Origin of the sequence: Klenkia marina (assembly GCF_900101025.1) — a bacterium.
Taxonomy (GTDB): domain Bacteria; phylum Actinomycetota; class Actinomycetes; order Mycobacteriales; family Geodermatophilaceae; genus Klenkia; species Klenkia marina.
In genome coordinates, this window is record NZ_FMUH01000004.1 from 365,480 (window position 1) to 390,413 (window position 24,934).

The 24,934-nt window shown below is 75.2% G+C and carries 25 protein-coding genes and 1 pseudogene; 20 read left to right on the forward strand and 6 right to left on the reverse strand.

Annotated elements, in window-relative coordinates; translation table 11 throughout:
- Positions 1-18 precede the first annotated feature (18 nt).
- From BLP29_RS14215 to rlmN, 3 genes are all read left to right on the forward strand, one after another.
- Positions 19-699 carry a TrmH family RNA methyltransferase gene (locus BLP29_RS14215; protein ID WP_092805525.1) on the forward strand — a complete coding sequence of 227 codons (681 nt, stop codon included), beginning with the start codon at positions 19-21 and terminating at the stop codon, positions 697-699.
- A gap of 65 nt (positions 700-764) precedes the next feature.
- Entirely contained in the window at positions 765-1,709 is a 945-nt protein-coding gene (locus BLP29_RS14220) for a hypothetical protein (RefSeq protein ID WP_092805527.1), read from the forward strand.
- Positions 1,710-1,774: 65 nt separating this feature from the next.
- The gene (gene rlmN / locus BLP29_RS14225; RefSeq protein WP_092805529.1) at positions 1,775-2,986 is read left to right on the forward strand and encodes a dual-specificity RNA methyltransferase RlmN; all 1,212 of its coding nucleotides are present in this window, start codon (positions 1,775-1,777) and stop codon (positions 2,984-2,986) included.
- 25 nt (positions 2,987-3,011) lie between these two features.
- Here the strand turns inward: rlmN and BLP29_RS14230 are convergent, their stop codons facing one another.
- A complete protein-coding gene (locus BLP29_RS14230; protein WP_092805531.1) occupies positions 3,012-3,329 on the reverse strand; it encodes a DUF2631 domain-containing protein in 318 nt (105 codons plus the stop codon).
- Between the two features lie 66 nt (positions 3,330-3,395).
- On the opposite strand from BLP29_RS14230, the gene dxr reads away from it, so the two are divergent.
- Genes dxr through BLP29_RS14255 form a run of 5 tightly spaced genes read left to right on the forward strand, consistent with a single transcriptional unit; the run spans position 3,396 to position 9,995 of the window.
- Positions 3,396-4,604: a 1-deoxy-D-xylulose-5-phosphate reductoisomerase gene (gene dxr, locus BLP29_RS14235; RefSeq protein WP_092805533.1), complete on the forward strand. Its 1,209-nt coding sequence runs from the start codon at positions 3,396-3,398 to the stop codon at positions 4,602-4,604.
- Between the two features lie 52 nt (positions 4,605-4,656).
- Entirely contained in the window at positions 4,657-5,997 is a 1,341-nt protein-coding gene (locus BLP29_RS14240) for a M50 family metallopeptidase (RefSeq protein ID WP_279385453.1), read from the forward strand.
- A 17-nt stretch (positions 5,998-6,014) separates the two neighbouring features.
- Positions 6,015-7,169: a flavodoxin-dependent (E)-4-hydroxy-3-methylbut-2-enyl-diphosphate synthase gene (ispG, locus tag BLP29_RS14245; RefSeq protein WP_092805537.1), complete on the forward strand. Its 1,155-nt coding sequence runs from the start codon at positions 6,015-6,017 to the stop codon at positions 7,167-7,169.
- Between the two features lie 5 nt (positions 7,170-7,174).
- A complete protein-coding gene (locus BLP29_RS14250) occupies positions 7,175-8,044 on the forward strand; it encodes a GNAT family N-acetyltransferase (protein WP_243469971.1) in 870 nt (289 codons plus the stop codon).
- 31 nt (positions 8,045-8,075) lie between these two features.
- The gene (locus BLP29_RS14255; RefSeq protein WP_092805539.1) at positions 8,076-9,995 is read left to right on the forward strand and encodes a penicillin-binding transpeptidase domain-containing protein; all 1,920 of its coding nucleotides are present in this window, start codon (positions 8,076-8,078) and stop codon (positions 9,993-9,995) included.
- 8 nt (positions 9,996-10,003) lie between these two features.
- Here BLP29_RS14255 and BLP29_RS14260 read toward each other — a convergent pair whose 3' ends face one another.
- From BLP29_RS14260 to BLP29_RS14270, 3 genes are all read right to left on the reverse strand, one after another.
- The gene (locus BLP29_RS14260) at positions 10,004-11,476 is read right to left on the reverse strand and encodes an Nramp family divalent metal transporter (protein ID WP_165839387.1); all 1,473 of its coding nucleotides are present in this window, start codon (positions 11,474-11,476) and stop codon (positions 10,004-10,006) included.
- A 73-nt stretch (positions 11,477-11,549) separates the two neighbouring features.
- Positions 11,550-12,089 (reverse strand): DUF4439 domain-containing protein, encoded by a 540-nt coding sequence (locus BLP29_RS14265; protein WP_092805541.1) that lies wholly within the window; start codon positions 12,087-12,089, stop codon positions 11,550-11,552.
- Positions 12,086-12,610 carry a hypothetical protein gene (locus BLP29_RS14270; RefSeq protein WP_092805543.1) on the reverse strand — a complete coding sequence of 175 codons (525 nt, stop codon included), beginning with the start codon at positions 12,608-12,610 and terminating at the stop codon, positions 12,086-12,088. The genes BLP29_RS14265 and BLP29_RS14270 overlap by 4 nt, the downstream gene beginning before the upstream one ends.
- Before the next feature lie 221 nt (positions 12,611-12,831).
- Between BLP29_RS14270 and rimP the strand changes: the two genes are divergently transcribed.
- From rimP to truB, 11 genes and pseudogenes are all read left to right on the forward strand, one after another.
- Positions 12,832-13,518, forward strand: a complete 687-nt coding sequence (rimP, locus tag BLP29_RS14275; RefSeq protein WP_207798499.1) for a ribosome maturation factor RimP — start codon at positions 12,832-12,834, stop codon at positions 13,516-13,518.
- Complete coding sequence (nusA, locus tag BLP29_RS14280) at positions 13,515-14,657, forward strand: transcription termination factor NusA (protein ID WP_092805545.1); 1,143 nt, start codon at positions 13,515-13,517, stop codon at positions 14,655-14,657. Before rimP ends, nusA begins: the two co-directional genes overlap by 4 nt.
- A gap of 8 nt (positions 14,658-14,665) precedes the next feature.
- A complete protein-coding gene (locus BLP29_RS14285; RefSeq protein ID WP_092805547.1) occupies positions 14,666-15,028 on the forward strand; it encodes a YlxR family protein in 363 nt (120 codons plus the stop codon).
- A gap of 62 nt (positions 15,029-15,090) precedes the next feature.
- Positions 15,091-15,237, forward strand: a pseudogene (locus BLP29_RS21815) (translation initiation factor IF-2 N-terminal domain-containing protein); the annotation flags it as partial.
- 966 nt (positions 15,238-16,203) lie between these two features.
- Positions 16,204-18,039 (forward strand): translation initiation factor IF-2, encoded by a 1,836-nt coding sequence (infB, locus tag BLP29_RS21625; RefSeq protein ID WP_243469981.1) that lies wholly within the window; start codon positions 16,204-16,206, stop codon positions 18,037-18,039.
- A gap of 32 nt (positions 18,040-18,071) precedes the next feature.
- Positions 18,072-18,368 carry a DUF503 domain-containing protein gene (locus BLP29_RS14295; RefSeq protein WP_092805551.1) on the forward strand — a complete coding sequence of 99 codons (297 nt, stop codon included), beginning with the start codon at positions 18,072-18,074 and terminating at the stop codon, positions 18,366-18,368.
- A gap of 30 nt (positions 18,369-18,398) precedes the next feature.
- Positions 18,399-18,956, forward strand: coding sequence for a 30S ribosome-binding factor RbfA (gene rbfA / locus BLP29_RS14300; protein WP_092805553.1), 558 nt, complete (start codon positions 18,399-18,401; stop codon positions 18,954-18,956).
- Positions 18,953-19,264 carry a hypothetical protein gene (locus tag BLP29_RS14305; protein ID WP_092805555.1) on the forward strand — a complete coding sequence of 104 codons (312 nt, stop codon included), beginning with the start codon at positions 18,953-18,955 and terminating at the stop codon, positions 19,262-19,264. The genes rbfA and BLP29_RS14305 overlap by 4 nt, the downstream gene beginning before the upstream one ends.
- A 25-nt stretch (positions 19,265-19,289) precedes the next feature.
- A complete protein-coding gene (locus tag BLP29_RS14310) occupies positions 19,290-20,261 on the forward strand; it encodes a DHH family phosphoesterase (RefSeq protein WP_243469972.1) in 972 nt (323 codons plus the stop codon).
- Complete coding sequence (locus BLP29_RS14315) at positions 20,258-21,547, forward strand: MATE family efflux transporter (protein WP_092805559.1); 1,290 nt, start codon at positions 20,258-20,260, stop codon at positions 21,545-21,547. The genes BLP29_RS14310 and BLP29_RS14315 overlap by 4 nt, the downstream gene beginning before the upstream one ends.
- Positions 21,544-22,458, forward strand: coding sequence for a tRNA pseudouridine(55) synthase TruB (gene truB, locus BLP29_RS14320; protein ID WP_092805561.1), 915 nt, complete (start codon positions 21,544-21,546; stop codon positions 22,456-22,458). The genes BLP29_RS14315 and truB overlap by 4 nt, the downstream gene beginning before the upstream one ends.
- A 5-nt stretch (positions 22,459-22,463) precedes the next feature.
- Here truB and BLP29_RS14325 read toward each other — a convergent pair whose 3' ends face one another.
- Entirely contained in the window at positions 22,464-23,429 is a 966-nt protein-coding gene (locus BLP29_RS14325) for a 2-hydroxyacid dehydrogenase (protein ID WP_092805563.1), read from the reverse strand.
- 150 nt (positions 23,430-23,579) lie between these two features.
- Here BLP29_RS14325 and BLP29_RS14330 point away from each other — a divergent pair, with 150 nt between their 5' ends.
- On the forward strand, positions 23,580-23,897 hold the full coding sequence (locus BLP29_RS14330) for an antibiotic biosynthesis monooxygenase family protein (RefSeq protein WP_092805565.1): 318 nt from the start codon (positions 23,580-23,582) through the stop codon (positions 23,895-23,897).
- On the opposite strand, the gene BLP29_RS14335 is transcribed toward BLP29_RS14330, so the two are convergent.
- A complete protein-coding gene (locus BLP29_RS14335) occupies positions 23,872-24,840 on the reverse strand; it encodes an alpha/beta fold hydrolase (protein WP_092805567.1) in 969 nt (322 codons plus the stop codon). The genes BLP29_RS14330 and BLP29_RS14335 overlap by 26 nt on opposite strands.
- Positions 24,841-24,934: the final 94 nt, after the last annotated feature.

The window sequence follows — 24,934 nt, forward strand, 5'->3', positions numbered from 1 at the left end:
CAACCTAGGCTGCCCGGGATGGACACCGAGCCCGAGGAGCCCGAGGGGCCCGGTCCGACCGAGTGGGGGACGACGGTCGGCGTCGGCCCGTGGGTCGGCCCGTGGCCGGAGGACCCCCGCTACGACCACCAGCTGCTGGCCGAGGGCGACCGGCGCAACGTCGTCGACCGCTACCGGTACTGGACGCTCGAGGCGGTGGTCGCCGACCTCGACCGGCGCCGGCACCCCTTCCACGTGGCCATCGAGAACTTCGGCCACGACCTGAACATCGGCACGGTCGTGCGCACGGCCAACGCCTTCCTGGCGGCCGAGGTGCACGTGGTCGGACGGCGCCGCTGGAACCGCCGGGGGGCGATGGTCACCGACCGCTACCAGCACCTGCGTCACCACCCCGACGTCGCCGCGCTGCTCGAGCACGCCCGGTCGGCCGGGCTCGTGGTGGTCGCGGTGGACAACGGCCCGGGCGCGGTGCCGCTGGAGACGGTGGACCTGCCCGAACGGTGCGTGCTGCTGTTCGGCGAGGAGGGGCCGGGACTGTCCCCGCAGGCGCGCGCCGGCGCCGACCTGACCGTGTCGATCTCGCAGTTCGGCTCGACCCGGTCGCTCAACGCGGGGGTCGCGGCCGGGATCGCCATGCACGGGTGGATCCGCCAGCACACCAGCCCCACCGGACCCACCGGCCAGCCGCGCCTCCCGTAGCCGGCGGCCGCTGCGCGGCAGCATGTCGGCGGCCCGTGCCGTCGCGGCCGACGAGGAGGTCGACCGTGAGCGAGCCCGTCCCGCCGACCGACCCCGACTGGGACGCCGGTTGGCTGCCCGACTGGGTCACGCGGGCGGGGGAGCCGGACGCGCAGGAGCCGGCGCCGGAGCCGCCCGACGGGCCAGGGCTCGGTGCCACCCGCCGTGCCGTGGGTGGCCTGGTCGCCGTCCTGGTGGCGACGGCGGCGCTGCTGCTGCCGCTGGTGGCCGGCTCCGTCGACGCTGCACCCCCGACCGCCACGGCGTCCGGCGCCGCGTCCGAGCGGGTGTCGAGCTCGGCGTCCGGCACGGCCCGGGCGCCGCTGGCCGCCGGCGCCCCGTCGACCGCCGGCCCCACGTCGTCGCCGCCTGCGGACCCGTCGTCCACCGCGGTCGCCACCCCGACGACGGCGACCCCGCCCGGGCGACCGCCCGCCGCCCACCCCGTCGACGAGGTGCCGGCACCCGGCACCGCCGGACCCACCTCGGGAGCCGGGGGCGCTGGCGCCGTCCCGGCCCCCGCCCCGGACGGCGGCGGCGTCCTCCCGCCCGTCCCGACGTCCGCGGGCCCGTCGGGCGCGGCGCCGGGGCAGCCGCACGAGGGCGCCACCGGCTCGGCGGCCACGACCGGCGCCGGATCCGGTGCCGTGGCCGGTGCCGCCGGCCCCGCTGCTCCGGGTGCCGTCGCCCCGGGTTCCGTCGACCCGGGTTCCGTCGTCCCGGGTTCCGCAGCTCCCGGCTCGGCAGGTCCCGGCTCGGCAGCTCCCGGGACGGTGGCCTCCGGGACGGGTGATCCGGGCGCCGACGCTCCGGGCTCCGCAGCCGGTCCCGGCGATCCGGCCCCGGGCGACCCCGCCGGGAGCACCGTCGGCCCCGGGAGCCCGACGGCCGGACCCGGTTCGTCGGGGACGACGGCACCGGCGGCCGACCCGGCGGCAGGTGCCGCCACGTCGGGGCCGTCGAGGGGCTGACCGGGAGCCATCTCACCCGGCCGGTGGGGGCGCGACGCCCACCCCGGTGGGAGAGTGGTGCGGTCATGACTGCCGATGCCGCCCCCGACGCCACTGCCCCCCGCGCTGCGCTGCCGCTGGTCTTCGAGGCCCCGCGCCGGGCGGCCAAGCCGCCCCGCCACCTCGCCGACCTGACCCGTGAGCAGGCCCGCGCCGCCGTCGTCGAGCTCGGGCACCCGGCCTTCCGCGCCGACCAGCTGTCCCGGCACTTCTACGCCGGGGTCACCGACCCGGCGGCGATGACCGACCTCCCGGCCGCCGCACGCGCCGACCTGGTCGAGGCGATGCTGCCCGGGCTGCTCACGGTCGTGCGCCACCAGAGCGCCGACGGCGGCCGCACGCGCAAGACCCTGTGGCGGCTGCACGACGGCGCCCTGGTCGAGAGCGTGCTCATGCGCTACCCCGACCGTGCGACGGTGTGCATCTCCAGCCAGGCCGGGTGCGGCATGGCCTGCCCGTTCTGCGCCACCGGGCAGGGCGGGCTGACCCGCAACCTGTCCGCGGCCGAGATCATCGGCCAGGCGGTGGCAGCCGCGGCGGCGATGGCGGCCGGGGAGGTCCCCGGCGGGCCGGGCCGGCTGTCCAACGTCGTCTTCATGGGCATGGGCGAGCCGCTGGCGAACTACAACCGGGTGCGCACCACCCTCGACGCCCTGCTCACCCCGGCCCCGCACGGCCTGGGGCTGGCCCAGCGGTCGGTCACGGTGTCCACCGTCGGGCTGGTGCCGGCTATCGACCGGCTCACCGAGGAGGGGCTCAACGTCACGCTCGCGGTGAGCCTGCACGCCCCCGACGACGAGCTGCGCGACACCCTCGTGCCGGTCAACACCCGGTGGAACGTCACCGAGGTGCTCGAGGCCGCCGACGCCTACGCCCGCCGCACCGGCCGGCGCTACTCCATCGAGTACGCGCTGATCCGCGACGTCAACGACCAGCCGTTCCGGGCCGACCTGCTCGGTCGCCGGCTGGCCAAGCGGCTGGCCCACGTCAACCTCATCCCGCTCAACCCGACGCCGGGCAGCGAGTGGGACGCCAGCCCCCTGCCCGCGCAGCGCGAGTTCGTGGCCCGGCTGCGCGCCCACGGCGTGGCGACGACGGTGCGCGACACCCGAGGGCAGGACATCGACGGCGCCTGCGGTCAGCTGGCCGCCAGCGAGGACGTCGGCGTGCCCGGCGTGGCCCTGCCCCGGCCGCAGCTGGAGGAGACCGTCGAGCTGGGCGCGGAGTCCGACGCCTGACCGCCGGGGCGGCCGGGACCGGCCGCTACTTGGCGCGCCAGGCGTTCTTGCGTCGGCGCCAGTCCCACACGAGGATCCCGAGCAGGATCACCACGATCACGTTGAGCCAGATGTTCTCGACGTCGCCCTCGTGGTTGCTGAACTGGAACGAGAACAGCACCAGCGCGGCGAAGAAGACGCCGATGCGCCCCTTCTTGCCGGTCTCGCCGTGCCAGCCCCAGTCCTCGGGCCGCTCGGTGCCGTGCACCGGCTCGGAGCCGGCCCGCACGATCGCCTCCTCGCGGTTCGACTGGGCGACGACGGTCGCGCTGGTCTGCTGGCCGAGGTGGTCCTTCGCGCTCACCCACCCATCATGGCAGGCCCGCCCCCGGCGCACGCGGCAGCACGGCGGGTCGGCGAGGATGGACCCGTGGTCGAGTCCCAGCACGAGCCCCGCACGGTCACCGTCCTGGGGTCCACCGGCTCCATCGGCACGCAGGCGATCGAGGTGGCCCGCGCGAACCCCGACCGGTTGCGCATCACCGGGCTGGCCGCCGGCGGCGCCGACGTCGCCCTCCTGGCCGACCAGGCGCTGTCGCTCGGCGTGCACACCGTGGCCGTGGCCCGGGCGACCGCTGCCCAGGACCTCCAGCTGGCCTTCTACGCCGCCGCCCAGCAGCGCGGGTGGGCGCAGGGTCAGTACCGGCTGCCCGAGATCCTGGCCGGGCCGCGTGCCGCCGAGGAGCTCGCCGCCCGGCCCGCCGACGTCGTCCTCAACGGCATCACCGGCTCGATCGGGCTGGGCCCGACCCTGGCGGCGCTGCGCGCCGGGCGCACGGTCGCGCTGGCCAACAAGGAGTCCCTGGTGGCCGGCGGCTCCCTGGTCACCGCCGCGGCCGCGCCCGGCCAGCTCGTGCCGGTGGACTCCGAGCACTCGGCGCTGGCCCAGTGCCTGCGCGGTGGTGCCCGCGGCGAGGTCGCCCGGCTGGTGCTCACCGCCAGCGGCGGACCCTTCCGGGGCCGGTCGGCCGCCGAGCTCGCCGACGTCACGGTCGAGCAGGCCCTCGCGCACCCCACCTGGGCGATGGGCCCGGTGGTCACCATCAACAGCGCGACCCTGGTCAACAAGGGCCTCGAGCTCATCGAGGCCCACCTGCTCTTCGACGTGCCCTACGCCGACGTCGACGTCGTCGTCCACCCGCAGTCGATCGTGCACTCGATGGTGACCTTCGCCGACGGGGCGACCATCGCGCAGGCCAGCCCGCCGGACATGCGGCTGCCCATCGCCCTGGCCCTGGCCTGGCCCGACCGGTTGCCGAACGTGCAGCCGGCCCTGGACTGGTCGCAGGCCTCGTCCTGGGAGTTCGCGCCGCTGGACCACGAGGCGTTCCCGGCCGTGCGGCTCGCCCGGGCGGCCGGCGAGGCCGGCGGCGTCGTCCCGGCGCTGTACAACGCGGCGAACGAGGAGGCGGTCGCGGCCTTCGTGGCCGGGCGCCTGTCGTTCCCAGGGATCGTGCAGGTGATCGCGCGTACCCTCGACGCGGCGCCGGACCTCGGCGTCCCCACGAGCGTCGACGACGTGCTGGCCGCCGAGAGGTGGGCCCGCGAGCACGCCCGCGCCGCCATCGCCGGAGGTTGAGCTGAGCGGGATCCTGCTGACGGTCCTCGGGATCGTCCTGTTCTTCCTCGGCCTGCTGTTCAGCATCGGGTTCCACGAGTTCGGGCACTTCTACTGGGCCCGGAAGTTCGGCATGCGGGTGCCGCAGTTCATGGTCGGCTTCGGCCCGACCCTGTACTCGCGCCGCCGGGGCGAGACCGAGTACGGCGTCAAGTGGATCCCGCTGGGCGGCTACATCCGCATCGTCGGCATGATCCCGCCGGCCGAGGAGGGCGAGAGCAAGCGCGCCACCCGCATGCGCAGCTTCATCGCCGAGGTGCGCGGGGCCGCGCTCAACGACGTCCTGCCCAGCGACGGCGACCGGGTGTTCTACAAGAAGCCCTGGTGGCAGCGGGTCGTCGTGATGTCGGCCGGGCCGCTGCACAACCTGCTGCTGGCCGTCGTCCTGTTCACCATCACGCTGACCACCATCGGCACGCAGGTGCTCACCACGACGCTCGCGTCGGTGCCGGCCTGCGTGGTGCCCTCCAACGCCGCGACGCTGACCGAGGACTACACCGACGCCGAGCGCTGCTCGACGCCCCTGGTCACCTCCGGGCCCGATGCCGGTGAGCTCTGCGAGGCCGGCAGCGCCGACTGCGCCGTCCCCGCCGAGAGCCCGGCGGCCAAGGCGGGGCTGGAGCCCGGTGACACGATCACCGCCATCGACGGCCGCCCGCTCGACCCCACCGCCTGGGACTCCTGGACCCAGGTGCAGACCGCGGTCCGCGCCGCCCCCGACCAGCAGCTCACGCTGACCGTCGAGCGCGACGGGCAGTCGCGCCAGGTGGAGATCACCCCGATCGCCAACACCGTGGCCGACCTGGACGGCGAGGGCACGCTGACCGCCGGGTACGTCGGCGTCAGCCCGGCGCCCACGCTGGCGCGGCAGTCGATCACCGAGGTGCCCGGCTACTTCGGCAACATCGTGGCCAACTCCGTGGACCGGTTGTTGGAGATCCCCGAGCGCATCCCGGCCCTGTTCGGGGCCGCCTTCCTCGGTGACCAGCGAGACCCGAACGGGCCGATCGGCATCGTCGGGGTCGGCCGCATCTCCGGTGAGGTCTTCGCCTTCGACGACCTCACCGGGCTGCAGAAGCTGAGCTTCTTCCTCGGCCTGCTGGCCAGCGTCAACCTGGTGCTGTTCCTGTTCAACCTGCTGCCGATCTACCCGCTCGACGGCGGTCACGTGGCCGGCGCGCTGTACGAGAAGGCCCGCTCGACGGTGGCCCGCTGGCGCGGCAAGGCCGACCCCGGCCCCTTCGACATCGCCCGTCTCATGCCCGTGGCCTACGTCGTGGCCGGCTTGTTCATCACGCTGTCGGCCCTGCTCCTGGTGGCCGACGTCGTCAACCCCATCACGCTCCGGCAGTAGAGAGGACACTGGACGACGTGACCGTCGCACTCGGCATGCCCGCGCCCCCGCCCCCCGTCCTCGCCCCCCGCAGGAAGACCCGCCAGCTCGACGTCGGCGGGGTCGGCGTCGGCAGCGACTCCCCGGTCAGCGTGCAGTCCATGTGCACCACCAAGACCGCCGACATCAACGCGACCCTGCAGCAGATCGCCGAGCTCACCGCGTCGGGCTGCCAGATCGTGCGGGTCGCGGTCCCCGACACCGACGACGCCGAGGCGCTGCCGATCATCGCCAAGAAGTCGCAGATCCCGGTGATCGCCGACATCCACTTCCAGCCGCGGTACGTCTTCGCCGCCATCGAGGCCGGGTGCGCCGCCGTCCGGGTGAACCCCGGCAACATCAAGAAGTTCGACGACAAGGTCGGCGACATCGCGAAGGCGGCCAAGGAGCACGGCACCCCGATCCGCATCGGTGTCAACGCCGGCTCGCTGGACAAGCGCCTGCTGGAGAAGTACGGCAAGGCCACGCCCGAGGCGCTGGTCGAGTCGGCGCTGTGGGAGTGCTCGCTGTTCGAGGAGCACGACTTCCGCGACATCAAGATCTCGGTCAAGCACAACGACCCGGTGGTCATGGTGCGCGCCTACGAACTGCTGGCCCAGCAGTGCGACTACCCGCTGCACCTGGGCGTGACCGAGGCCGGCCCGCAGTTCCAGGGCACGATCAAGTCCGCGGTCGCCTTCGGCGCCCTGCTCTCCCAGGGCATCGGCGACACCATCCGCGTCTCGCTCTCGGCCCCGCCGGTCGAGGAGGTCAAGGTCGGCCTGCAGATCCTCGAGTCGCTCAACCTCAAGCCCCGCCGGCTGGAGATCGTGTCCTGCCCGTCGTGCGGGCGCGCCCAGGTCGACGTCTACAAGCTGGCCGACGAGGTCACCGCAGGGCTCGAGGGCATGGAGATCCCGCTGCGCGTGGCCGTCATGGGCTGCGTCGTCAACGGCCCCGGCGAGGCCCGCGAGGCCGACCTCGGTGTCGCGTCGGGCAACGGCAAGGGCCAGATCTTCGTCAAGGGCGAGGTCATCAAGACCGTGCCGGAGTCGCAGATCGTCGAGACCCTGATCGAGGAGGCCTTCCGCATCGCCGAGCAGCAGGCCGACGAGGGCGTGGCCTCGGGCACGCCCACCGTCAGCGTCTCCTGACCGGCGTGACCGTGCTGGGCGCCCGGTCGGCGCGGGTGCTCGACGCCTCCGACGAGCGGGCGGTGCGGCAGCTGCTCGACACCGACCCGGTGGCCACCTGCATGGTGGCCGGGCGGGTCGAGGTGCACGGCGTCGACCCGGCGTCCCTCGGCGCCCCGCTGTGGGGCATCGGGTCCGAGGGCCGGCTGGACGCGGTGTGCCTGGCCGGTGCCAACCTGATCCCCTTCACCCGGCCCGGTGTCGAGGCCGAGGCCGCCCGGGCGTTCGCCGACCGGGCCCGGCGGGGCGGACGGCGGTGCTCGACCATCGTCGGCCCCGCGGCGGCGGTCGCCCCCCTCTGGGAACGCCTGGCCCCGCACTGGGGTCCGGCCCGCGACGTGCGACCCGACCAGCCGCTGCTGGCCATCGACGGCCCGCCGCTGGTGGCCCCCGAGCCGCAGGTGCGGCCGGTCCGGCTGGGGCAGCTGGAGACGCTGCTGCCCGCGGCGATCGCGATGTTCACCGAGGAGGTCGGGGTCAGCCCGCTGCGGGTCGACGGCGGCGCCGGGTACCGGGCACGCATCACCGAGCTGGTGCGGGCCGGTCAGTCGCTGGCCTGGATCACCGAGGGCCCCAGCGGCCCCGAGGTCGTGTTCAAGGCCGAGGTGGGCGCGGTCTCCCGCACCGCCTGCCAGGTGCAGGGCGTCTGGGTGGCGCCCCGGCACCGGGGGCGGGGGATCGGCCAGGCGGGCACGGCGGCCGTCGTCGAGTACGCCCGCCGGGCCATCGCACCCGTGGTCAGCCTGTACGTCAACGACTTCAACGCAGCCGCGCGTGCGGCCTACCACCGGGTGGGCTTCCGCGACGCGGGCACCTACGCCTCGGTCCTGTTCTAGTCCTGTCGGTGCCCCGTGCCAGAGTGCGGGCATGAACGGACGACGGGGAACGGTCCTGCTGGTCACCGCGATCGTCCTGGCCGGGCCGGTGCTGGCCGCCTGCAGCTCCGACGACCCGGCCGACGGCGCACGCAGCGCCGCGCAGGGCTTCCTCGACGCCTGGAGCTCCGGCGACGTCGAGTCCGCCGCGGGGGACACCGACGACGCGGCCGCCGCCACGACGCTGCTCGAGCAGACCGCCACCGACCTGCCCGATGCGGTCCTGACCGCGCAGCTGGGTGCCGTCTCCGTCACCGGCGACGACGACACCGCGGCCACCGCGGAGTGGACGGCGACGTGGGCGCTGTCGGCCGCCCCCGACTGGAGCTACACGGCCACCCTCGACCTCGTGCGCGCCTCGGCCGACGACACCTGGCAGGTGGTCGCCGAACCCACCCTGGTCCACCCCGAGCTGGGGGAGGGGCAACACCTGCAGGTCACGCGGTCGCTCCCCGAGCGGGCCGCGATCACCGACGCCACCGGGGCTCCGCTGTTCACCGAGACCGAGGTGGTCACGGTCGGCGTCGACAAGGCCCAGGTCACCGACCTGGCGGCGCTGGCCTCCGCCCTGGGTGCGGCGACCGGCGTCGACCCGGGCACCATCACCGCCGACGTCGAGGCGGCCGGCGAGGGCCAGTTCGTCCCGGTGATCACCCTGCGCCGGCCCGACTTCGAGGCCATCCGCGCCCAGGTCTTCGACCTGCCCGGCGCGGTCTTCCCGACCTCCACCCGGCTGCTGGCCCCCACCGCGCGGTTCGGCTCGGCCCTGCTGGGTCGGGTCGGCGACGCGACCGCCGAGGTGCTGGAGGAGACCACCGGCGACGACGGCAGCCCGGCCTACGCCGCGGGCGACCAGCTCGGGCTGTCCGGCCTGCAGCGCGCCTACCAGGAGCAGCTGACCGGCACGGCCGGGTTCGACGTGCGCGTGGTCAGCCTCGACGCCTCCACCGGCGACGCGGGCGTGGTCGTGGGCTCGGCCGACCCGGTCCCCGGCACGCCGGTGCAGACGCCGCTCGTGCCGGCCGTCCAGAACGCGGCCGACGCGGCCGTGGCCGGCCAGTCGCTGGCCACCCACGTGGTGGTCGTGCGTCCGGGCACGGGGGAGATCCTGGCGGTCTCGTCGAACGAGGTGGCCAACGCAGGCAACGCGCTCTCGGGCCAGTTCCCGCCGGGGTCCAGCATGAAGACCGTGACGGCCACCGCCCTGCTGTCGGCCGGGGCGGTCACCCCCGACACCCCGGTGCCCTGCCCGGGCACCACCACGGTCGACGGTCGCGAGTTCGAGAACGAGGACCAGTTCGACCTCGGCACCGTGCCCTTCACCGAGGCCTTCGCGCAGTCCTGCAACACCACCTTCATCCAGCAGGGCCTCACCCTGCCCGACGACGCGTTGAGCGCGGCCGCGGCCGGCTACGGCGTCGGGTCGGACTGGCAGCTGCCGGTCGGCATCTTCGCAGGCGCAGTGCCGGCCACCAGCACCGGCACCACGAAGGCGGCCGACGCCATCGGCCAGGGTGAGGTGCTCATGAGCCCGGCGCAGATGGCGCTGGTCGCGGCCGGCATCGCCAGCGGTACCCCGGCCGCCCCCGTCGAGGTGGTCGGTGCCACCCCGTCCGGCGCGGCACCGGCGGGGCCCGGGCAGGCCGTCCTCGACCAGCTGCGGCCGATGATGCGCCAGGTCGTGCTCACCGGCACCGCCCGGGCGCTGGCCGGTCAGGGCGAGGTCTACGGCAAGACCGGCACCGCCGAGTTCGGGTCGAACACCCCGCCGGACTCCCACGGCTGGTTCGTCGGCTACCAGCTCGGCGGCCCGCAGGGCGACCTCGCCTTCGCCGTGCTCGTCGAGGCCGGCCAGTCCAGCAGCGCCGCCGTCGCGGTCACCGACGCCTTCCTCACCGGCCTGGCCGGCTAGCGGTACCGCTAGCCGCCCGGGTTGACCACCTGGTTGGCGACGATGACCGCGGAGATGCCGCCGAAGACGAGCACGGCCAGCACCATCACGGCCAGCCGGTAGCCGCGCACCCGGATCGCGGCCGGCAACGCGGTGCGGTTGAGCCGGATCAGCAGGATCGAGTAGACGAACATCATGAACCCGCCGACGACGGAGCTGATGACCAGCAGCACCAGCGGCTGGTCGAAGCCCGACAGCAGCACACCGGCCCCGACGACCAGCAGACCCCACACGACGGCCGAGTAGATGCGGCTCTCGCTCCACCGCTGCGACCGGGCCAGGTGGCTCACCTTGAGCGTGTCGGCCACCAGCCGGGCGGTGTAGTCGCAGATGCCGAGCGCCGCCGCGTAGAGCGACACCGCACCGATCCACCAGAAGAAGGTGCCGAACCAGCTGCCCACCGTGTCGGCCAGCACCTGGCCCTCGGTCTGCAGGAAGCTGATGTCGTTGCCGGGGGTGTCCGCGCCGAACACGGTCGCGTAGGCGATCACCGACGTGGCCGAGATGGTCAGCCAGGTCAGGAACCAGAAGCTCACGAGCTGCTCGGTGTTGGCGACCCGCCACCAGCCCCTCCACCGGCGCAGGTTCTCGGCGTCGGCCGGGAACAGGAACCCGGTCGAGGGCTTGGCCTGGTCCTCCCCGGTGACGGGGGAGACCAGCCGGGGTATGCGGGCGCCCATGCCGAAGCCCTTGTCGCGGATCCAGTTGCTCTGCACGAGGTTCTGCCCGCCGCCACCGCCAGCGAACGCCAGCGCACCGAGCACGAGCGCCAGACCGAGCTGGCTGGGGACCGAGCCGAAGTCGGTGACCACCCGGCGGGTCTCGGCGACGTCGTCGGCACCCACCACGGCGACGAACGCGATGACGACGAACGCCAGCACAGCGCCGACCTTGACGAACTCGATGCGCTCCACGGCGGTGTAGACGACGGGGGAGAGGGTGAGCACGAGCCCGATGGACAGCAGCATCAGCAGCGCGATGAGCGTGACGTCGCCGCCCCCGACGGCGTAGGTGAGCACCGTGGCCGAGCTGGTCGCCCACCCCGGCCACAGGTTCGCCAGGATCGTCAGCAGGCCGAACACCAGGCCCCAGTGCCGCCAGAGCCGGGAGAACCCGGTCAGCGCGGTCTCGCCGGTGGCGAGGGTGTAGCGCTCGATCTCCATGTTGATGAACAGCTGCAGGGTCACCCCGACGAACGCCGCCCACAGGAACGACAACCCCACCTCGCTGGCGATGTAGGGGTAGAGCACGAACTCACCCGACGCCAAGCCGATGCCGGCCCCGATGACCCCGGGACCCAGCACCTTGCGCAGCGGACGCGGTTCGGGCAGGTCTGCGGTGCCCGGCATCGGCAGCGCACCCCCGGCCGTGGGGAACCGGCGGCCCGGCTCCTGGGCGGCCAGTGGATCGTCGGCGGGCACGGCACCGGGCTCGGCGGACATGTGGTCGATCATGGGCGCGGCGCGGCCGACCCGCTCGACGAGCGCCGGGGACGGTCGGGTCGTGCCGATCAGGTCAGGGCAGGCCCGGGGTGGCGGAGGTGGCCGGCGTCGTGCCCGCCCGCTGCCGCCAGGTGACCGCCCGCACCTCGGCCGCGGCCGCGGCACCGACGGCCAGTTCGCGTGTTCTGCGCTGCGCTGCCTGGTCGAGCACCCACACCCAGGCGGTGGTCGTGCCGTCCTCCAGCACCACCGCCAGCGCGGCGGCGTCGACGGCGGAGAGCACCGGGAAGGGCAGGGCGTAGGCCGCCTCGGTGGGCACGGGGTCCACACCCTGCGCGGTGAGCAGGGCGGCCACCCGGTCACGCAGGTCGCGGTGCGCCTCGGCCGAGCTGCCGACCGCGGACCGGTCGGCCGCGGGCAGCGCAGCCCCCACCGTGCCGTACCCCCACACCGCGACGTGCTCGGCGGCCAGCGCGTCCTGCAGGGCTGCGGTCTCGGCCCTGGCCGACCCGGGCTCCGCGGTGCCCGACGCCGTGCCCGAGGAGGCACCCGACGACCGACCCGACGACGCCGGCGCGCCGGAGGCACCCGGTGCCGAGGACGGTGCGGTCATGCCAGCTGCCCGTCCTGGCCGCGCAGGCCTGCGGCGATGCTGCCGAGGAGCGCGGCGCGGGCGCCGGTGAAGCCCAGGCAGGCAGAGGAGTGCGAGTCGGCGGTGGCGGCCACCTGGGCCCGCAGTCCGGCGCGGGGGTCGGTCCCCGCGGCTCCGTCGGTCGGCGCGGCGCCCGAGGACGCCGCCGTCGGCACAGCCGAGGAGCCCACCGACGGAGCGGCCGCCCGCAGCCGGTCGAGCTGCTCCTGCCACTGCTGGGCGAGCACCGCGGCCGAGGCCGCCAGCTCGGGCGACGCGGCGAACGCCACCGCGCCGGCCTCGACCAGGGCCGCCTGCGCCGCGACCTGGTCGGCGAGGAGGTCGACCTGGTCGGGGGTGACGGCGTCGGCGCCGGGGGCCTCGGCGGTGCACCCGCCCACCACACCCACCAGCGGCACCACCCCGGCGGCGACCAGGAGCGTCCGGCGGCTGACCACGACGGTGGGGCGCACGGCCGGGCGGCGGGCGGGGCGGCGGGACATCGGGCACATCCTGGCAGCACGGCCGCCGTCCGGTGCGCCCGCCGGGCCGCGCCGGGCCGCCGAGCCGTCGTCGACAGGCGGTACCGTGGTCCCTCCGGTCACGGTGCCCCGCCTGCCGCCCCTCCTCCGCGGAGCCGGCGTCCGGGGGCCGATGCCCCAGGCTCCGGCCCCTGCGGGCCCGATCGCCGACCCGACAACTGTCCCACCCGAGGAGGACCCTGGTGCCCACGTCGCAGCCGTCCCGGTCCGGTCCCGCCGCCACCGCGCGCCTCACCGGGTGGTTCACCCCCGTGGTGACCGCGGCCGGGTACGACCTCGAGGACCTCGAGGTCCGCAGCGCCGGCACCCGGTCGGTCGTGCGCGTGGTCGTCGACCGCGACAGCGGGGTGAGCCTCGACGACGTCGCCGAGGTCAGCCGGGCGCTGTCGGAGGTGCTCGACGCCGAGGACGACGACCCGGGCCGCTCGCCCTACGTCCTCGAGGTGACCAGCCCCGGGGTCGACCGCCCGCTCACCCTGCCCCGGCACTGGCGGCGCAACGTGGGGCGGCTGGTCACCACCGCGGTGGACGGGCAGGAGCTGATCGGCCGGGTCGTGTCCGTCGACGACGACGGCGTGACCCTGGCCGTGGAGAAGGGCGGGGCGAAGAAGGGCCAGGTGCGCAAGGCCGCGGGCAACCGCACCCTCACCTGGGCCGAGCTCGGCGAGGGTCGGGTGCAGGTCGAGTTCAACCGGCCGGCCGGCCACCGCGACGCCCACCTGGTGCACGAAGGCCCCGACGAGGGCGACGACACCGACGACACCGACGAGACCGACGACGAATCGCTCACCGCCGACGACGTCGACGACGAGCTGGACGAGCACGACGGGTCCGCCGACGCGGCGGCCCAGGACAGAGGAGAACAGTGAACATCGACGTGACCGCCCTCAAGGCGGTCGAGCGCGAGAAAGGCATCCCGGCCGACACCGTGCTGCAGGCGATCGAGACCGCGCTGGTCACCGCCTACCGGCACGCCGAGGGCGCCGCCAAGCACGTGCGCGTGCAGATCGACCGCAAGAGCGGCGAGGTCGCCGTCCTGGCCCAGGAGCTGGGCGAGGACGGCGAGGTCGTGCACGAGTGGGACGACACCCCCACCGACTTCGGCCGCATCGCCGCCAGCACCGCCAAGCAGGTCATCGTGCAGCGGCTGCGCGACGCCGAGCACGAGAAGACCTTCGGTGAGTACGTGGGCAAGGAGGGCGACGTCGTCGGCGGCATCGTGCAGGCCCACGAGCGCCGCAACAGCGAGGGCACCGTCCTGCTGGACATCGGCAAGGTCGAGGCGAACCTGCCCCCCACCGAGCAGGTGCCCGGTGAGACCTACCCCCACGGCAGCCGGCTGAAGGCCTACGTGGTCTCGGTGGCCCGCACCTTCCGCGGCCCCCAGGTCACCATCTCCCGCAGCCACCCCAACCTGGTGCGCAAGCTGTTCGCCCTCGAGGTGCCCGAGGTGGCCGACGGCAGCGTCGAGATCGTCGCCGTCGCGCGCGAGGCCGGCCACCGCTCGAAGATCGCCGTGCGCACGAAGGTGCCCGGGCTCAACGCCAAGGGTTCGTGCATCGGGCCCATGGGGCAGCGCGTGCGCAACGTGATGAGCGAGCTGCACGGCGAGAAGATCGACATCGTCGACTGGTCGGACGACGAGGCCGCCTTCGTCGCCTCGGCGCTCTCCCCGGCCCGGGTCACCAGCGCCCGCGTGGTGGACCCCGCGGCCCGTGCGGTGCGCGTCGTCGTCCCGGACTACCAGCTGTCGCTGGCCATCGGCAAGGAGGGCCAGAACGCCCGCCTGGCCGCCCGGCTCACCGGCTGCCGCATCGACATCCGCAGCGACGCTCAGCCCGAGACCGACGACACCGTGTCCCCGGGCCAGGGTCGTGCCCCGCTCCGCTCGGCCCCGCGGCCGGCCGGGGAGACCGGGGGCCTGCCCGGGCGCGGTGCACCGCGCGGCGGCCCCCAGCGGGGTGGCCCCGTGCGCCGTCCGGAACACCGCGGGCCGTCGGCGCGCTAGACTCGTCGATGGCCGAAACGCCGAACCCGGTCCGCACCTGTGTGGGGTGCCGGCGACGCGCTCCGGTCACGGAACTGCTGCGCGTCGTCGTGCAGGGCTCCCGGCTCGTGCCGGACCCCCGCCGGCGGCTCCCGGGACGGGGTGCCTCCGTGCACCCCACCCCCGAGTGCCTGCGTGCGGCTGACCGTCGCCGGGCCTTCCCGCGGGCGCTGCGCACCAGCGCTCCGTTGGACACCGGCGTGCTGCTGGACCACGTCCTCCAGGCGGGGGCCGGCAGCGCACAGCACCAACCGTCGGACCGGCACCCGGCCGGTCCGCTCGTCGAGAGCAGGACGTCCTCGGATGACCCACCCGTGAAGTCGCACCGATGACCATGCACCACTGACGACGAGGTCGAGCGGGCAAGCCGCCGGCCTCACCACTGAGGAGACCCGTGCCAGGCAAAGCCCGCGTACACGAGCTCGCAAAAGAGCTCGGTGTCGACAGCAAGGCCGTGCTCGCCAAGCTCAAGGAGCAGGGCGAGTTCGTGAAGTCCGCATCGTCCACCGTCGAGGCCCCCGTGGCCCGGCGGCTGCGTGAGGCCTACGGGGCCTCCAGCGCACCCACCCCGGGCCCCCGGCCCACCCCCCGCCCGGCTGCCCCGGCACCGGCGGCCCCCGCGGCCCCGAGCGCATCGGCGCCGTCGGCCCCGGCCGCACCCGCTCCCGGTCCGCGACCGGTCGGTCCGCCGGCCGGCTCGGCTCCGCGTCCGGGCCCGCGCCAGGCTCCGGCCCCGCAGGCCCCGGCTCCGCAGGCTCCGGCGGCCCAGGCCCCGGCCGCGCAGGCTCCGGCGGCCCAGGCCCAGGCCCAGGCCCAGGCTCCGGCGGCGCAGGCTCCGTCGGCGCCGTCCCCGGCCCGCCCGGGCCAGTCGGCTCCCCGTCCGGGTGCCCCCCGCCCGGCGGCCCCCGGCGGGTCCGCACCCGGCGGCTCGGCCCCCGGCCAGGGTGCTCCGCGCCCCGGCGGCCCCCGCCCGGGTCCGCGTCCGGCCCCCCGGCCGGGCAACAACCCCTTCAGCAGTGCCCCGCGCCCGGCTGCCCCGGGCCGTCCCGGCCCGCAGGCGCCCGGTGGCGGCGCGCCGTCCCAGGGCGCCCCGGGTCAGGGCGGTCCCCGTCCGGCGCCCGGCGCCGGTGGTCCGCGCCCGCCGTCGGGCCCCGGTGGCCCCCGTCCGGCGGCCGGTCCCGGTGGGCCGCGCCCCAACCCGGGCATGATGCCGCAGCGCCCGAGCCCGGGCATGATGCCCGGCCGCGCAGCCGGCCGTCCCGGCGCGCCCGGCGGCCGAGGCCGCCCGGGTGCTCCCGGTGGTGGCGGTGGCTTCCGTCCCGGTGGCGGTGGCCCCGGTGGCGGCGGCGGTGCTCCGGCCGGTGGTTTCCGTCCCGGTGGCGGCGGTCGCGGTCGCGGTCGCGGTGGCTCGGGTGCCGGCACCGCGGGTGCCTTCGGGCGTCCCGGTGGCCGCGGTCCCGTCCGTGGGCGCAAGAGCAAGAAGCAGAGGCGTCAGGAGTTCGACTCCATGGCGGCGCCCTCGATGGGTGGCGTCAGCCTGCCCCGCGGCAACGGGCAGACCGTCCGGCTGCCCCGCGGTGCTTCGCTGACCGACCTCGCCGAGCGCATCGGCGCCCAGCCGGCCGCGCTGGTGACCGCCCTGTTCCACCTGGGCGAGATGGTCACCGCCACGCAGTCGGTCAACGACGAGACGCTGCAGCTGCTCGGCGCCGAGATCGACTGGGTCATCCAGGTCGTGAGCCCCGAGGACGAGGACCGCGAGCTGCTCGAGACCTTCGACCTCACCTTCGGTGACGAAGAGGGCGACGAGGACGACTGGGACTCCCGCCCGCCGGTGGTCACCGTCATGGGTCACGTCGACCACGGCAAGACCAAGCTGCTGGACGCCCTCCGCCACACGAACGTCGTGGCGAAGGAGGCCGGTGGCATCACCCAGCACATCGGCGCCTACCAGATCGTCACCGAGCTCGACGGCGTCGAGCGGCCGATCACCTTCATCGACACCCCGGGTCACGAGTCGTTCACCGCGATGCGTGCCCGTGGCGCCAAGGTGACCGACATCGTGGTCCTGGTGGTCGCGGCCGACGACGGCGTCATGCCGCAGACGGTCGAGGCGCTCAACCACGCCCAGGCGGCCGAGGTGCCGATCGTGGTCGCGGTGAACAAGATCGACAAGGAGGGGGCCAACCCCGCCAAGATCCGCCAGCAGCTCACCGAGTACGGCCTGGTCGCCGAGGAGTACGGCGGCGAGACGATGTTCGTCGACGTCTCGGCCACCACGCGCCAGGGCCTCGAGGAGCTCGAGGCCGCGGTGCTGCTGACCGCCGACGCCTCCCTGGACCTGCGCGCGAACACCGAGCAGGACCCCCAGGGTGTCGTCATCGAGGGCAAGCTGGACAAGGGCCGGGGCCCCGTCGCCACGGTGCTGGTCCAGCGCGGCACGCTGCGCGTGGGCGACTCGATCGTGGCCGGCGACGCCTACGGGCGCGTCCGGTCGCTGCTCGACGAGCACGGCGACAAGCTCAAGGAGGCCCTGCCGGCCCGCCCCGTGCAGGTCGTGGGCCTCACCTCGGTGCCCCGCGCCGGCGACACGTTCCTCGTGGTGGAGGAGGACCGCACGGCCCGGCAGATCGCCGACCGCCGTCAGGCCCGCATCCGCAACGCGCAGAACGCCTCGGCGCGCAAGCGGATCAGCCTCGAGGACCTCGACGCCGCCCTGAGGGAGAGCCGCGAGCTCAACCTGATCATCAAGGGCGACAACTCCGGCACCGTCGAGGCGCTGGAAGAGGCGCTGATGAAGATCGAGGTGAGCGACGACCTGTCGCTGCGGGTCATCCACCGCGGCGTCGGCGGCATCACCAAGAGCGACATCGACCTGGCGCTGGCCGACGACGTCATCGTCCTGGGCTTCAACGTCCGGGCCGAGGGCCAGGCCACCGAGCTCGCCAACCGCGAGGGCGTCGACGTGCGCTACTACTCGGTGATCTACCAGGCCATCGAGGAGATCGAGGCTGCGCTGAAGGGCATGCTCAAGCCCGAGTACGAAGAGGTGCAGCTGGGTCGGGCCGAGGTCCGCGAGGTCTTCCGGGTGCCCAAGATCGGCAACGTCGCGGGTTCGCTGGTGCGCAGCGGCACGATCGTGCGCAACAGCAAGGCCCGGCTCATCCGCGACGGTGCGGTCGTCGCCGACAACCTGTCGGTCGACTCGCTGCGCCGGTTCAAGGACGACGCGACCGAGGTCCGCGAGGGCTACGAGTGCGGTATCGGCCTGGGGTCGTACAACGACATCAAGGTCGACGACGTCATCGAGACGTTCGAGCTGCGCGAGAAGCCCCGCGCGTAGCCCGCACCCGCGGGTCGGCGGATGATGGGCCGGTGTTCACCGGTTCGTTGTCCGCCGACCTGCTGCTCGGGGACGTGCACTCCCTCAAGGAGAAGCGGTCCCTGGTGAGACCCGTCGTCGCCGAGCTGCGGCGGCGGTTCTCGGTCGCCGCAGCCGAGGTCGGCGACCTCGACCTGCACCGCAGGGTGCAGATCGGGGTCGCCACCGTGGCCGGCGACGCCGCGCAGGTGGGCGACGTCCTCGACGCCTGCGAACGACTGCTGGCCGAGCGCCCCGAGCTGACCCTGCTGTCCACGCACCGTCAGCTCACCAGCAGCGACGACTCATGACGACCCATCCCGACGAGTAGGAGTCCAGCCATGGCCGACGCGGCCCGGGCACGCCGGCTGGCGGTGCGCATCCGCCAGATCGTCTCCGCCACGATCGAGATGCAGATCAAGGACCCGCGGCTGGGGATGGTCACCATCACCGACTCCCGCGTGACCAGTGACCTGCGCGAGGTCACGCTGTTCTACACCGTCTACGGCGACGCCGAGGCCGTCGCCGACTCCGCCGCCGCGCTGGCCAGCGCCACCGGTGTGCTGCGCTCCACGGTGGGCAAGCAGACCGGGATCAAGTTCGTCCCCACGCTCACCTTCGTCGCCGACGCGGTCCCCGAGACCGCCCGCGAGCTCGACGAGGCCCTCGAACGTGCCCGGCTGGCCGACGAGGAGCTGGCCCGCGCCCGTGCCGGTGCCGCCTACGCCGGCGACGCCGACCCGTACCGCAAGCCCCACGAGGACGACGACGAGCTCGACGACGACGGCCCGGACGCCGAGGACGACGACGGGGCGGACGACGACGGGGTGGACGACGTCGTGCGCCGCGCCCGCGACCTGACCGAGCTCGACTCCCACACCCCGAGGAGCACCCCGTGACCGACCGCACCGGCACCGAGGCCGTCGACCCCGACCCGAACGTGCCCGAGGAGGGTCAGCCGGAGTCGACCCTGGGTGGTCGCACCGTGCCGGGGGCGCAGGCGGGTTCCCCGGACGACGCCGACCCCACCGCCGGCGGCAGGACCGGGACGGCCGGCGAGGCCGACCCCACGACCGACGTGAACGCGGCCTCCATCGCCGCCGACGAGCCCACCGACGGCGGCCCGGCCATCCCGGTGGCCGGGGGAGCGCCCGGCGAGGAGCCCGACGAGGTGCCGCACGCCGACAGCGGTCCCACCGACCTCTGAGCGGTCCCGCACCGACATGGCACCCGTGGGCGCGCTGGAGACCGCCGTCGCCGTCCTGACCCGGGCGGCCGACGCCGGTGCCTGCGTCGTGCTCTCGGCGCACGTGCAGCCCGACGCCGACGCGCTGGGCAGCACCCTGGCCCTCGCCGAGGGCCTGCGCCGCCGCGGGGCCCGGGTGACCCCGACCTTCCCCGGCCCCTTCGTGCTGCCGGCCTCGCTGGCCTGGCTGCCCGGCGCCGACCGGTTGGTCCCCGCCACCGAGGTGCCGACCCACCCCGACCTGGTGGTCGGTCTCGACGCGGCCGACCTGCGCCGCCTCGGCGAGCTGGGCGCCGTGCTGACCGCGGCCCCGGCCTCCCTGGTGGTCGACCACCACGCCTCCAACCCCGGCTTCGGCCAGGTGCAGCTGGTCGACCCCGAGGCCGCCGGCACCGTCGTGCTGGTCGCCGACCTGCTCGCCGGGCTCGGGGTGGAGCTCGACACCGACATCGCGACCTGCCTGTACGCCGGGCTGGCCGCCGACACCGGCAGCTTCCGGTTCGGCAACACCTCCCCGGCCACCCACCAGTTCGCCGCGCGGTTGCTGGCCACCGGCATCGACCACGCCCGCATCAGCCAGCGGCTGTTCGACACCGCCCCCTTCGGGTGGCTCGCCCTGCTGTCGCTGGCCACCGGTCGGGCCACCCTCGAGCGGGCGACCGGTCGCGGCCTGGTGTGGACCTGGGCCACCGTCGCCGAGGCCGAGGGCCACGGGCTGGCCGGTGACCACCTCGAGGCCCTGGTCGACGTCGTCCGCTCCGCCGAGGAGGCCGACGTCGCCTGCGTGCTCAAGGGCACCCCCGACGGTGCATGGAACGTCTCGCTCCGCTCCCGCGGCGGCACCGACGTGTCCGCGGTGGCGATCGCGATGGGTGGGGGAGGGCACCGCATGGCCGCCGGCTTCACCTCCCACCTGGACCGTGAGCAGACCGTCGCCGCCATCCGCGCCCGGTTGTGAACCGCTCCGTCCCTGCCCTGGCCCTGCCGGCGCTCGTGGTGCTGGCGGCCGAACCGCTGTACCTGCTGGTCGACACCGCCGTCATCGGGCACCTGGGCACGGTCGAGCTCGGTGGCCTGGCCGTCGGCGGGGGACTGCTGGCCCCGGTCGTCGGGCTGCTGAACTTCCTGGCCTACGGCACCACGGCCCGGGCCGCCCGCCGCGCCGGCGCCGGCGACCGGGCGGGGGCGGTCGCCGAGGGCGTGCAGGCCACCTGGCTGGCGCTGGCCACCGGGCTGCTCGGGGTGCTGGCGTTCCAGTTCGCCGCCGGCCCGCTGACCCGGTTGCTGGCCGGCGGGCCCGGTCCGGTGGCGCAGGCCGCCGAGGGCTGGCTGCGCATCGCCGTCCTGGGGCTGCCGATGCTGCTGGTCGCGCTGGCCGGCAACGGCTGGCTGCGCGGGGTGGCCGAGCTGCGCCGGCCGGTGCGGTTCGTCGTGGCCGGCAGCCTCGTGAGCCTGGTGCTCAACCCGCTGCTGGTCTACCCGGCCGGACTCGGTCTGGAGGGGTCCGCCGTCGCCAACGTCGCAGGGCAGACGGTCTCCGCCGCGCTGTTCCTGGCCACCCTGCGGCGGGAGGGCGTACCGCTGCGGCCGCGGCTGCCCGCCGTGCTCGCCCAGCTCACCATCGGCCGGGACCTGCTGCTGCGCGCCGCCGTGCTGCAGGGCGCGTTCGCCGTCGCCGCGGCCGTGGTGGCCCGTTCCAGCACCGCCGAGCTCGGTGCGCACCAGATCGCGCTGCAGCTCTGGCTGTTCCTCGCCCTGGTGCTCGATGCCTACGCCATCGCCGCCCAGACCCTGGTCGGGCAGGCACTGGGGGCCGGCCGGGCCGACGAGGCCCGGGTCGCAGCCCGGCGCGTGGTGGCCTGGGGCCTGGGCACCGGGGTCGTGGTCGCCGCCGTCCTGCTGGTCGCCCGGCCGTGGGTCGTGCCCCTGTTCACCGGCGACCCGGCCGTGCTGGCCCAGGCCGCGGTGGTCTGGTGGTTCCTGGCGCTGATGCAGCCGCTGGCCGGGGTGGTGTTCGCCCTCGACGGCGTGCTCATGGGTGCCGGCGACGTCGGTTACCTGCGCACCGTGACCATCGGCGCCGCGCTGGTCGGGTTCGTGCCGCTGTCGCTGCTGTCGGTTCCGCTGGGCTGGGGCCTGGCCGGGGTCTGGAGCGGGCTGACGCTGTTCATCGCCCTGCGGTTGGTCGCCGTCCTGGCCCGGGTGTCCGGGGACCGGTGGACCTCTGCCACGGTGGTGCGGTGAGCCCGAAGAAGCCCGACGCCGACGTCCCGCCCGGCCTGCTCGTGGTCGACAAGCAGCCCGGCATGACCTCCCACGACGTCGTGGCCATCGCCCGGCGGGCCCTGTCGGTGCGCAAGGTCGGCCACGCCGGCACCCTCGACCCGATGGCCACCGGAGTGCTCGTGCTCGGGGTCGGGGCCGCCACGCGGCTGCTGGGCCACCTGGCCGGCAACGACAAGAGCTACGCGGCCACGGTCCGGTTCGGCCAGACCACCGTGACCGACGACCGCGAGGGCGACGTCCTGACCACCACCTCGGCGGCCGAGGTCACCGAGGCCGCCGTCCGGGCCGCGCTGGCCGCGCAGACCGGGCCGCTGCAGCAGGTGCCCTCGTCGGTCAGCGCGGTCAAGGTCGGCGGGGTGCGGTCCTACGACCGCGTGCGCGCCGGTGAGGACGTCGAGCTCGCGCCCCGGTCGGTGACCGTCCACGCCCTCGACGTCCACCAGGTCCGGCGGCCGACCCCGGACCTGGTGGACGTCGACGTCGACGTCACCTGCTCCACCGGCACCTACATCCGGGCCATCGCCCGCGACGCCGGCGCCGCCCTGGGGGTCGGGGGACACCTGACCGCTCTGCGGCGCACCCGGTCGGGACCGTTCGACCAGTCGGCGGCCTGCGGGGTGGCCGACGCCGCGCACGCGCTGCTGGCGGGTGGGGGAGCGGGGTTCGTCCCGTTGACCGAGGCCGCCGCGGCGGTCTTCCCGGTGCGGCAGGTGACCGCCGACGAGGCGGTCGACCTGGGCCACGGCAAGCGGGTGGCGGCCACCGGCACGCCGGGCCTGCACGCCGCGGTCGACCCCGACGGCCGGCTGGTCGCCCTGGTCGTCGACGCCGGACCGGCCGCGAAGGTCGAGGTCGGCTTCCCCGCCTGAGCGCCTCAGACCACCGGCGTCGGCGGGTCCTGCCCGGCCAGCACCGCCAGCACGTTGCGCGCGGCGAGCACCGCCATGGCCTCCCGCGTCTGCTCGGTGGCCGAGCCCAGGTGCGGGGTGAGCAGCACGTCGTCCCGGCCGAGCAGGCCGGGGTGCACCGCCGGCTCCTCCTCGAACACGTCCAGCGCCGCCCCACGGATCTCCCGGGCGTCCAGCGCCGCCACCAGGGCTGCCTCGTCGACCACCGGACCGCGGGCGGTGTTCACCAGGTGGGCCGAGCTGCGCATCGCCCGCAGCGCAGCCGCGTCGACCAGGTGGTGGGTCTCCCGCGTCAGCGGGCAGTGCAGCGACACGACGTCGGAGGAGGCGAGCAGCTCGGGCAGCGGCGACCGCCGGGCGCCGAGCGGGCCGGCGACGTCGGCGGGTGCGTCGTGCCGGGCGGCGTAGGCGATCGACATGCCGAACGCCGCGGCCCGCACGGCCACCGCCCGGCCGATGGCGCCGAACCCGACCAGCCCCAGTCGCTGCCCGCGCAGCCCGGTGCCGAGCATGAAGTCCAGGTCCCACCGCCACGGGGTGCCCGCGCGCAGCAACCGCTCGCCCTCGCCCACCCGCCGGGTGATGCCCAGCAGCAGCGCCATCGTGAGGTCGGCGGTGTCGTCGGTGAGCACGCCGGGGGTGTTCGTGACCCGGATGCCTCGCCGCCGGCAGGCCTCGACGTCGACGTTGTCGTAGCCCACCGCGACGGTGGCCACGACCCGCAGCTGCGGGCCCGCGGCGTCGAGCAGGGCCTCGTCGACCCGGTCCAGCAGCAGGCAGACCAGCGCATCGGCCCCGGCGACCGCCTCCCGCAGCTCGGTCGCGGCGAGCGGCCGGTCGACCCCGGGCGTGCGGACGTCGGCCGCACCGGCCAGCAGCTCCTCGGCCGCCGCCGGCAGCCGGCGGCTCAGCGCCACCACCGGGCGGGTCACCGCGACACCGCACGTGCCGCCGCGTCCCGCACCCCCGGGAGGCCGTCCGGGCTGAGCACCACCCGCGACGCGCGGTCCACCGTCATGCAGAGCCCCCTCCTCGCCGACCGTCCCCGAGCATCCTGCCGGGCGAGCGGGCACGCTGGGGCCATGAGCGTCGTGAAGATCAACGTCCTGACCGTGCCGGCCGAGGCCCGCGAGCGGCTGGAGGATCGGTTCAGCAACCGTGCCGGGGCCGTCGAGGCCTCCGACGGCTTCGAGTGGTTCGAGCTGCTGCGCCCCGTGGAGGGCACCGACTCCTACCTGGTCTACACCCGCTGGCGCAGCGAGGCCGACTTCGAGGCCTGGCAGAACGGCCAGGACTTCGCCCGCGGGCACGCCGGCGGTGGCTCGGGGATGGCCCCGGCGGCCACGGGGTCGAACGTGTGGTCCTTCGAGGTGGTCACGCAGGCGTCGCCGAAGCGCTGACGTCGTCCACCGTGGTGGCCCCGCGCACGGCGGCCGCCCAGCGGTCCTCGCGCTCGGCGGGGGTCAGCACGTCGTCGGCCGTCGTCGCCACGAACTCGGCGACGACGGCGGCGAACCGGGCGGGGTCGTCGACCTGCGGGAAGTGCCCGGCGCGGGGGAAGACCTCCAGCCGGCTGCCGGGCAGCAGGGCGTGCAGGTCGTGGGCGTGCGACACCGGGATGACGGTGTCGGCGCCGCCCCAGACCAGCAGCAGCGGGAGGGCCTCGGCGAGGTAGACCCGGTCGGCGGCGCTGACCCGTTGGCCGCCGGCGTCCAGCACGGCCCGGGCGGTGTGCACGAACGCCGCGCGGGAGTCGGCGTCGGCCAGGGTGTCCAGGCCCGACACCACCTGCGTGGTACCCGGTGGCGTCCAGCGCTGCAGCGGGCGCAGCACCTGGCGGCCGGCGGCCCGCGTCCAGCGGTTGAACACGGCGGGCAGGACGTACTCCGCGCCGGGCAGGGTGACCGCCCGCAGGGCGGGGCTGACGTCGCGACCCAGCCCGCCGGAGTCCACCAGCACCAGGCGCTCGACCAGGGCGGGGAACTGGTGGGCGAACTGCAGGGCCACCCCGCCGCCCAGGCTGTGCCCGACCACGGTCGCGGCGTCGACGCCCAGCACGGTGAGCAGGTCGCGGGCCTGCGTGGCGAACGAGCCCAGGCTGTAGTCCCCGGCCGGCTTCTCCGACTGCCCGTGGCCCATGAGGTCCGGTGCCACCACGCGGTGGCTCCGCGTCAGTTCGGCCAGGGCCGGTTCGAAGCTGGCGCCGGACCCGAGCAGGCCGTGCACGAGCAGCAGCACCGGCCCGTGGGTGCCGCCGAGGCGGGCGTGCAGGTCGTGGCCGTGCAGGCGCACCCGCACCCGGCGCACGCCCGGCGTCGTCCAGGGTGTGACCTCAGGTGACATGCACCCGACCCTAGGTCGGTCCCGCCTGCGCCGTCAGCAGGCGGGACTAGGGTGCAGGACGCCGGGTGCACACCCGGTGCCGTCCCGATCTCCG

What these genes read in the sequence shown, in the direction of transcription:
- BLP29_RS14260 (WP_165839387.1), bottom strand. Translation starts at nt 11,476, where the DNA reads ATGTCCGCCGAGCCCGGTGCCGTGCCCGCCGACGATCCACTGGCCGCC.
- rbfA (WP_092805553.1), top strand. Translation starts at nt 18,399, where the DNA reads ATGGCCGACGCGGCCCGGGCACGCCGGCTGGCGGTGCGCATCCGCCAG.
- infB (WP_243469981.1), top strand. Translation starts at nt 16,204, where the DNA reads ATGGCGGCGCCCTCGATGGGTGGCGTCAGCCTGCCCCGCGGCAACGGG.
- BLP29_RS14255 (WP_092805539.1), top strand. Translation starts at nt 8,076, where the DNA reads ATGAACGGACGACGGGGAACGGTCCTGCTGGTCACCGCGATCGTCCTG.
- rlmN (WP_092805529.1), top strand. Translation starts at nt 1,775, where the DNA reads ATGACTGCCGATGCCGCCCCCGACGCCACTGCCCCCCGCGCTGCGCTG.
- BLP29_RS14335 (WP_092805567.1), bottom strand. Translation starts at nt 24,840, where the DNA reads ATGTCACCTGAGGTCACACCCTGGACGACGCCGGGCGTGCGCCGGGTG.
- BLP29_RS14270 (WP_092805543.1), bottom strand. Translation starts at nt 12,610, where the DNA reads ATGTCCCGCCGCCCCGCCCGCCGCCCGGCCGTGCGCCCCACCGTCGTG.
- BLP29_RS14215 (WP_092805525.1), top strand. Translation starts at nt 19, where the DNA reads ATGGACACCGAGCCCGAGGAGCCCGAGGGGCCCGGTCCGACCGAGTGG.
- BLP29_RS14285 (WP_092805547.1), top strand. Translation starts at nt 14,666, where the DNA reads ATGGCCGAAACGCCGAACCCGGTCCGCACCTGTGTGGGGTGCCGGCGA.
- BLP29_RS14330 (WP_092805565.1), top strand. Translation starts at nt 23,580, where the DNA reads ATGAGCGTCGTGAAGATCAACGTCCTGACCGTGCCGGCCGAGGCCCGC.
- BLP29_RS14265 (WP_092805541.1), bottom strand. Translation starts at nt 12,089, where the DNA reads ATGACCGCACCGTCCTCGGCACCGGGTGCCTCCGGCGCGCCGGCGTCG.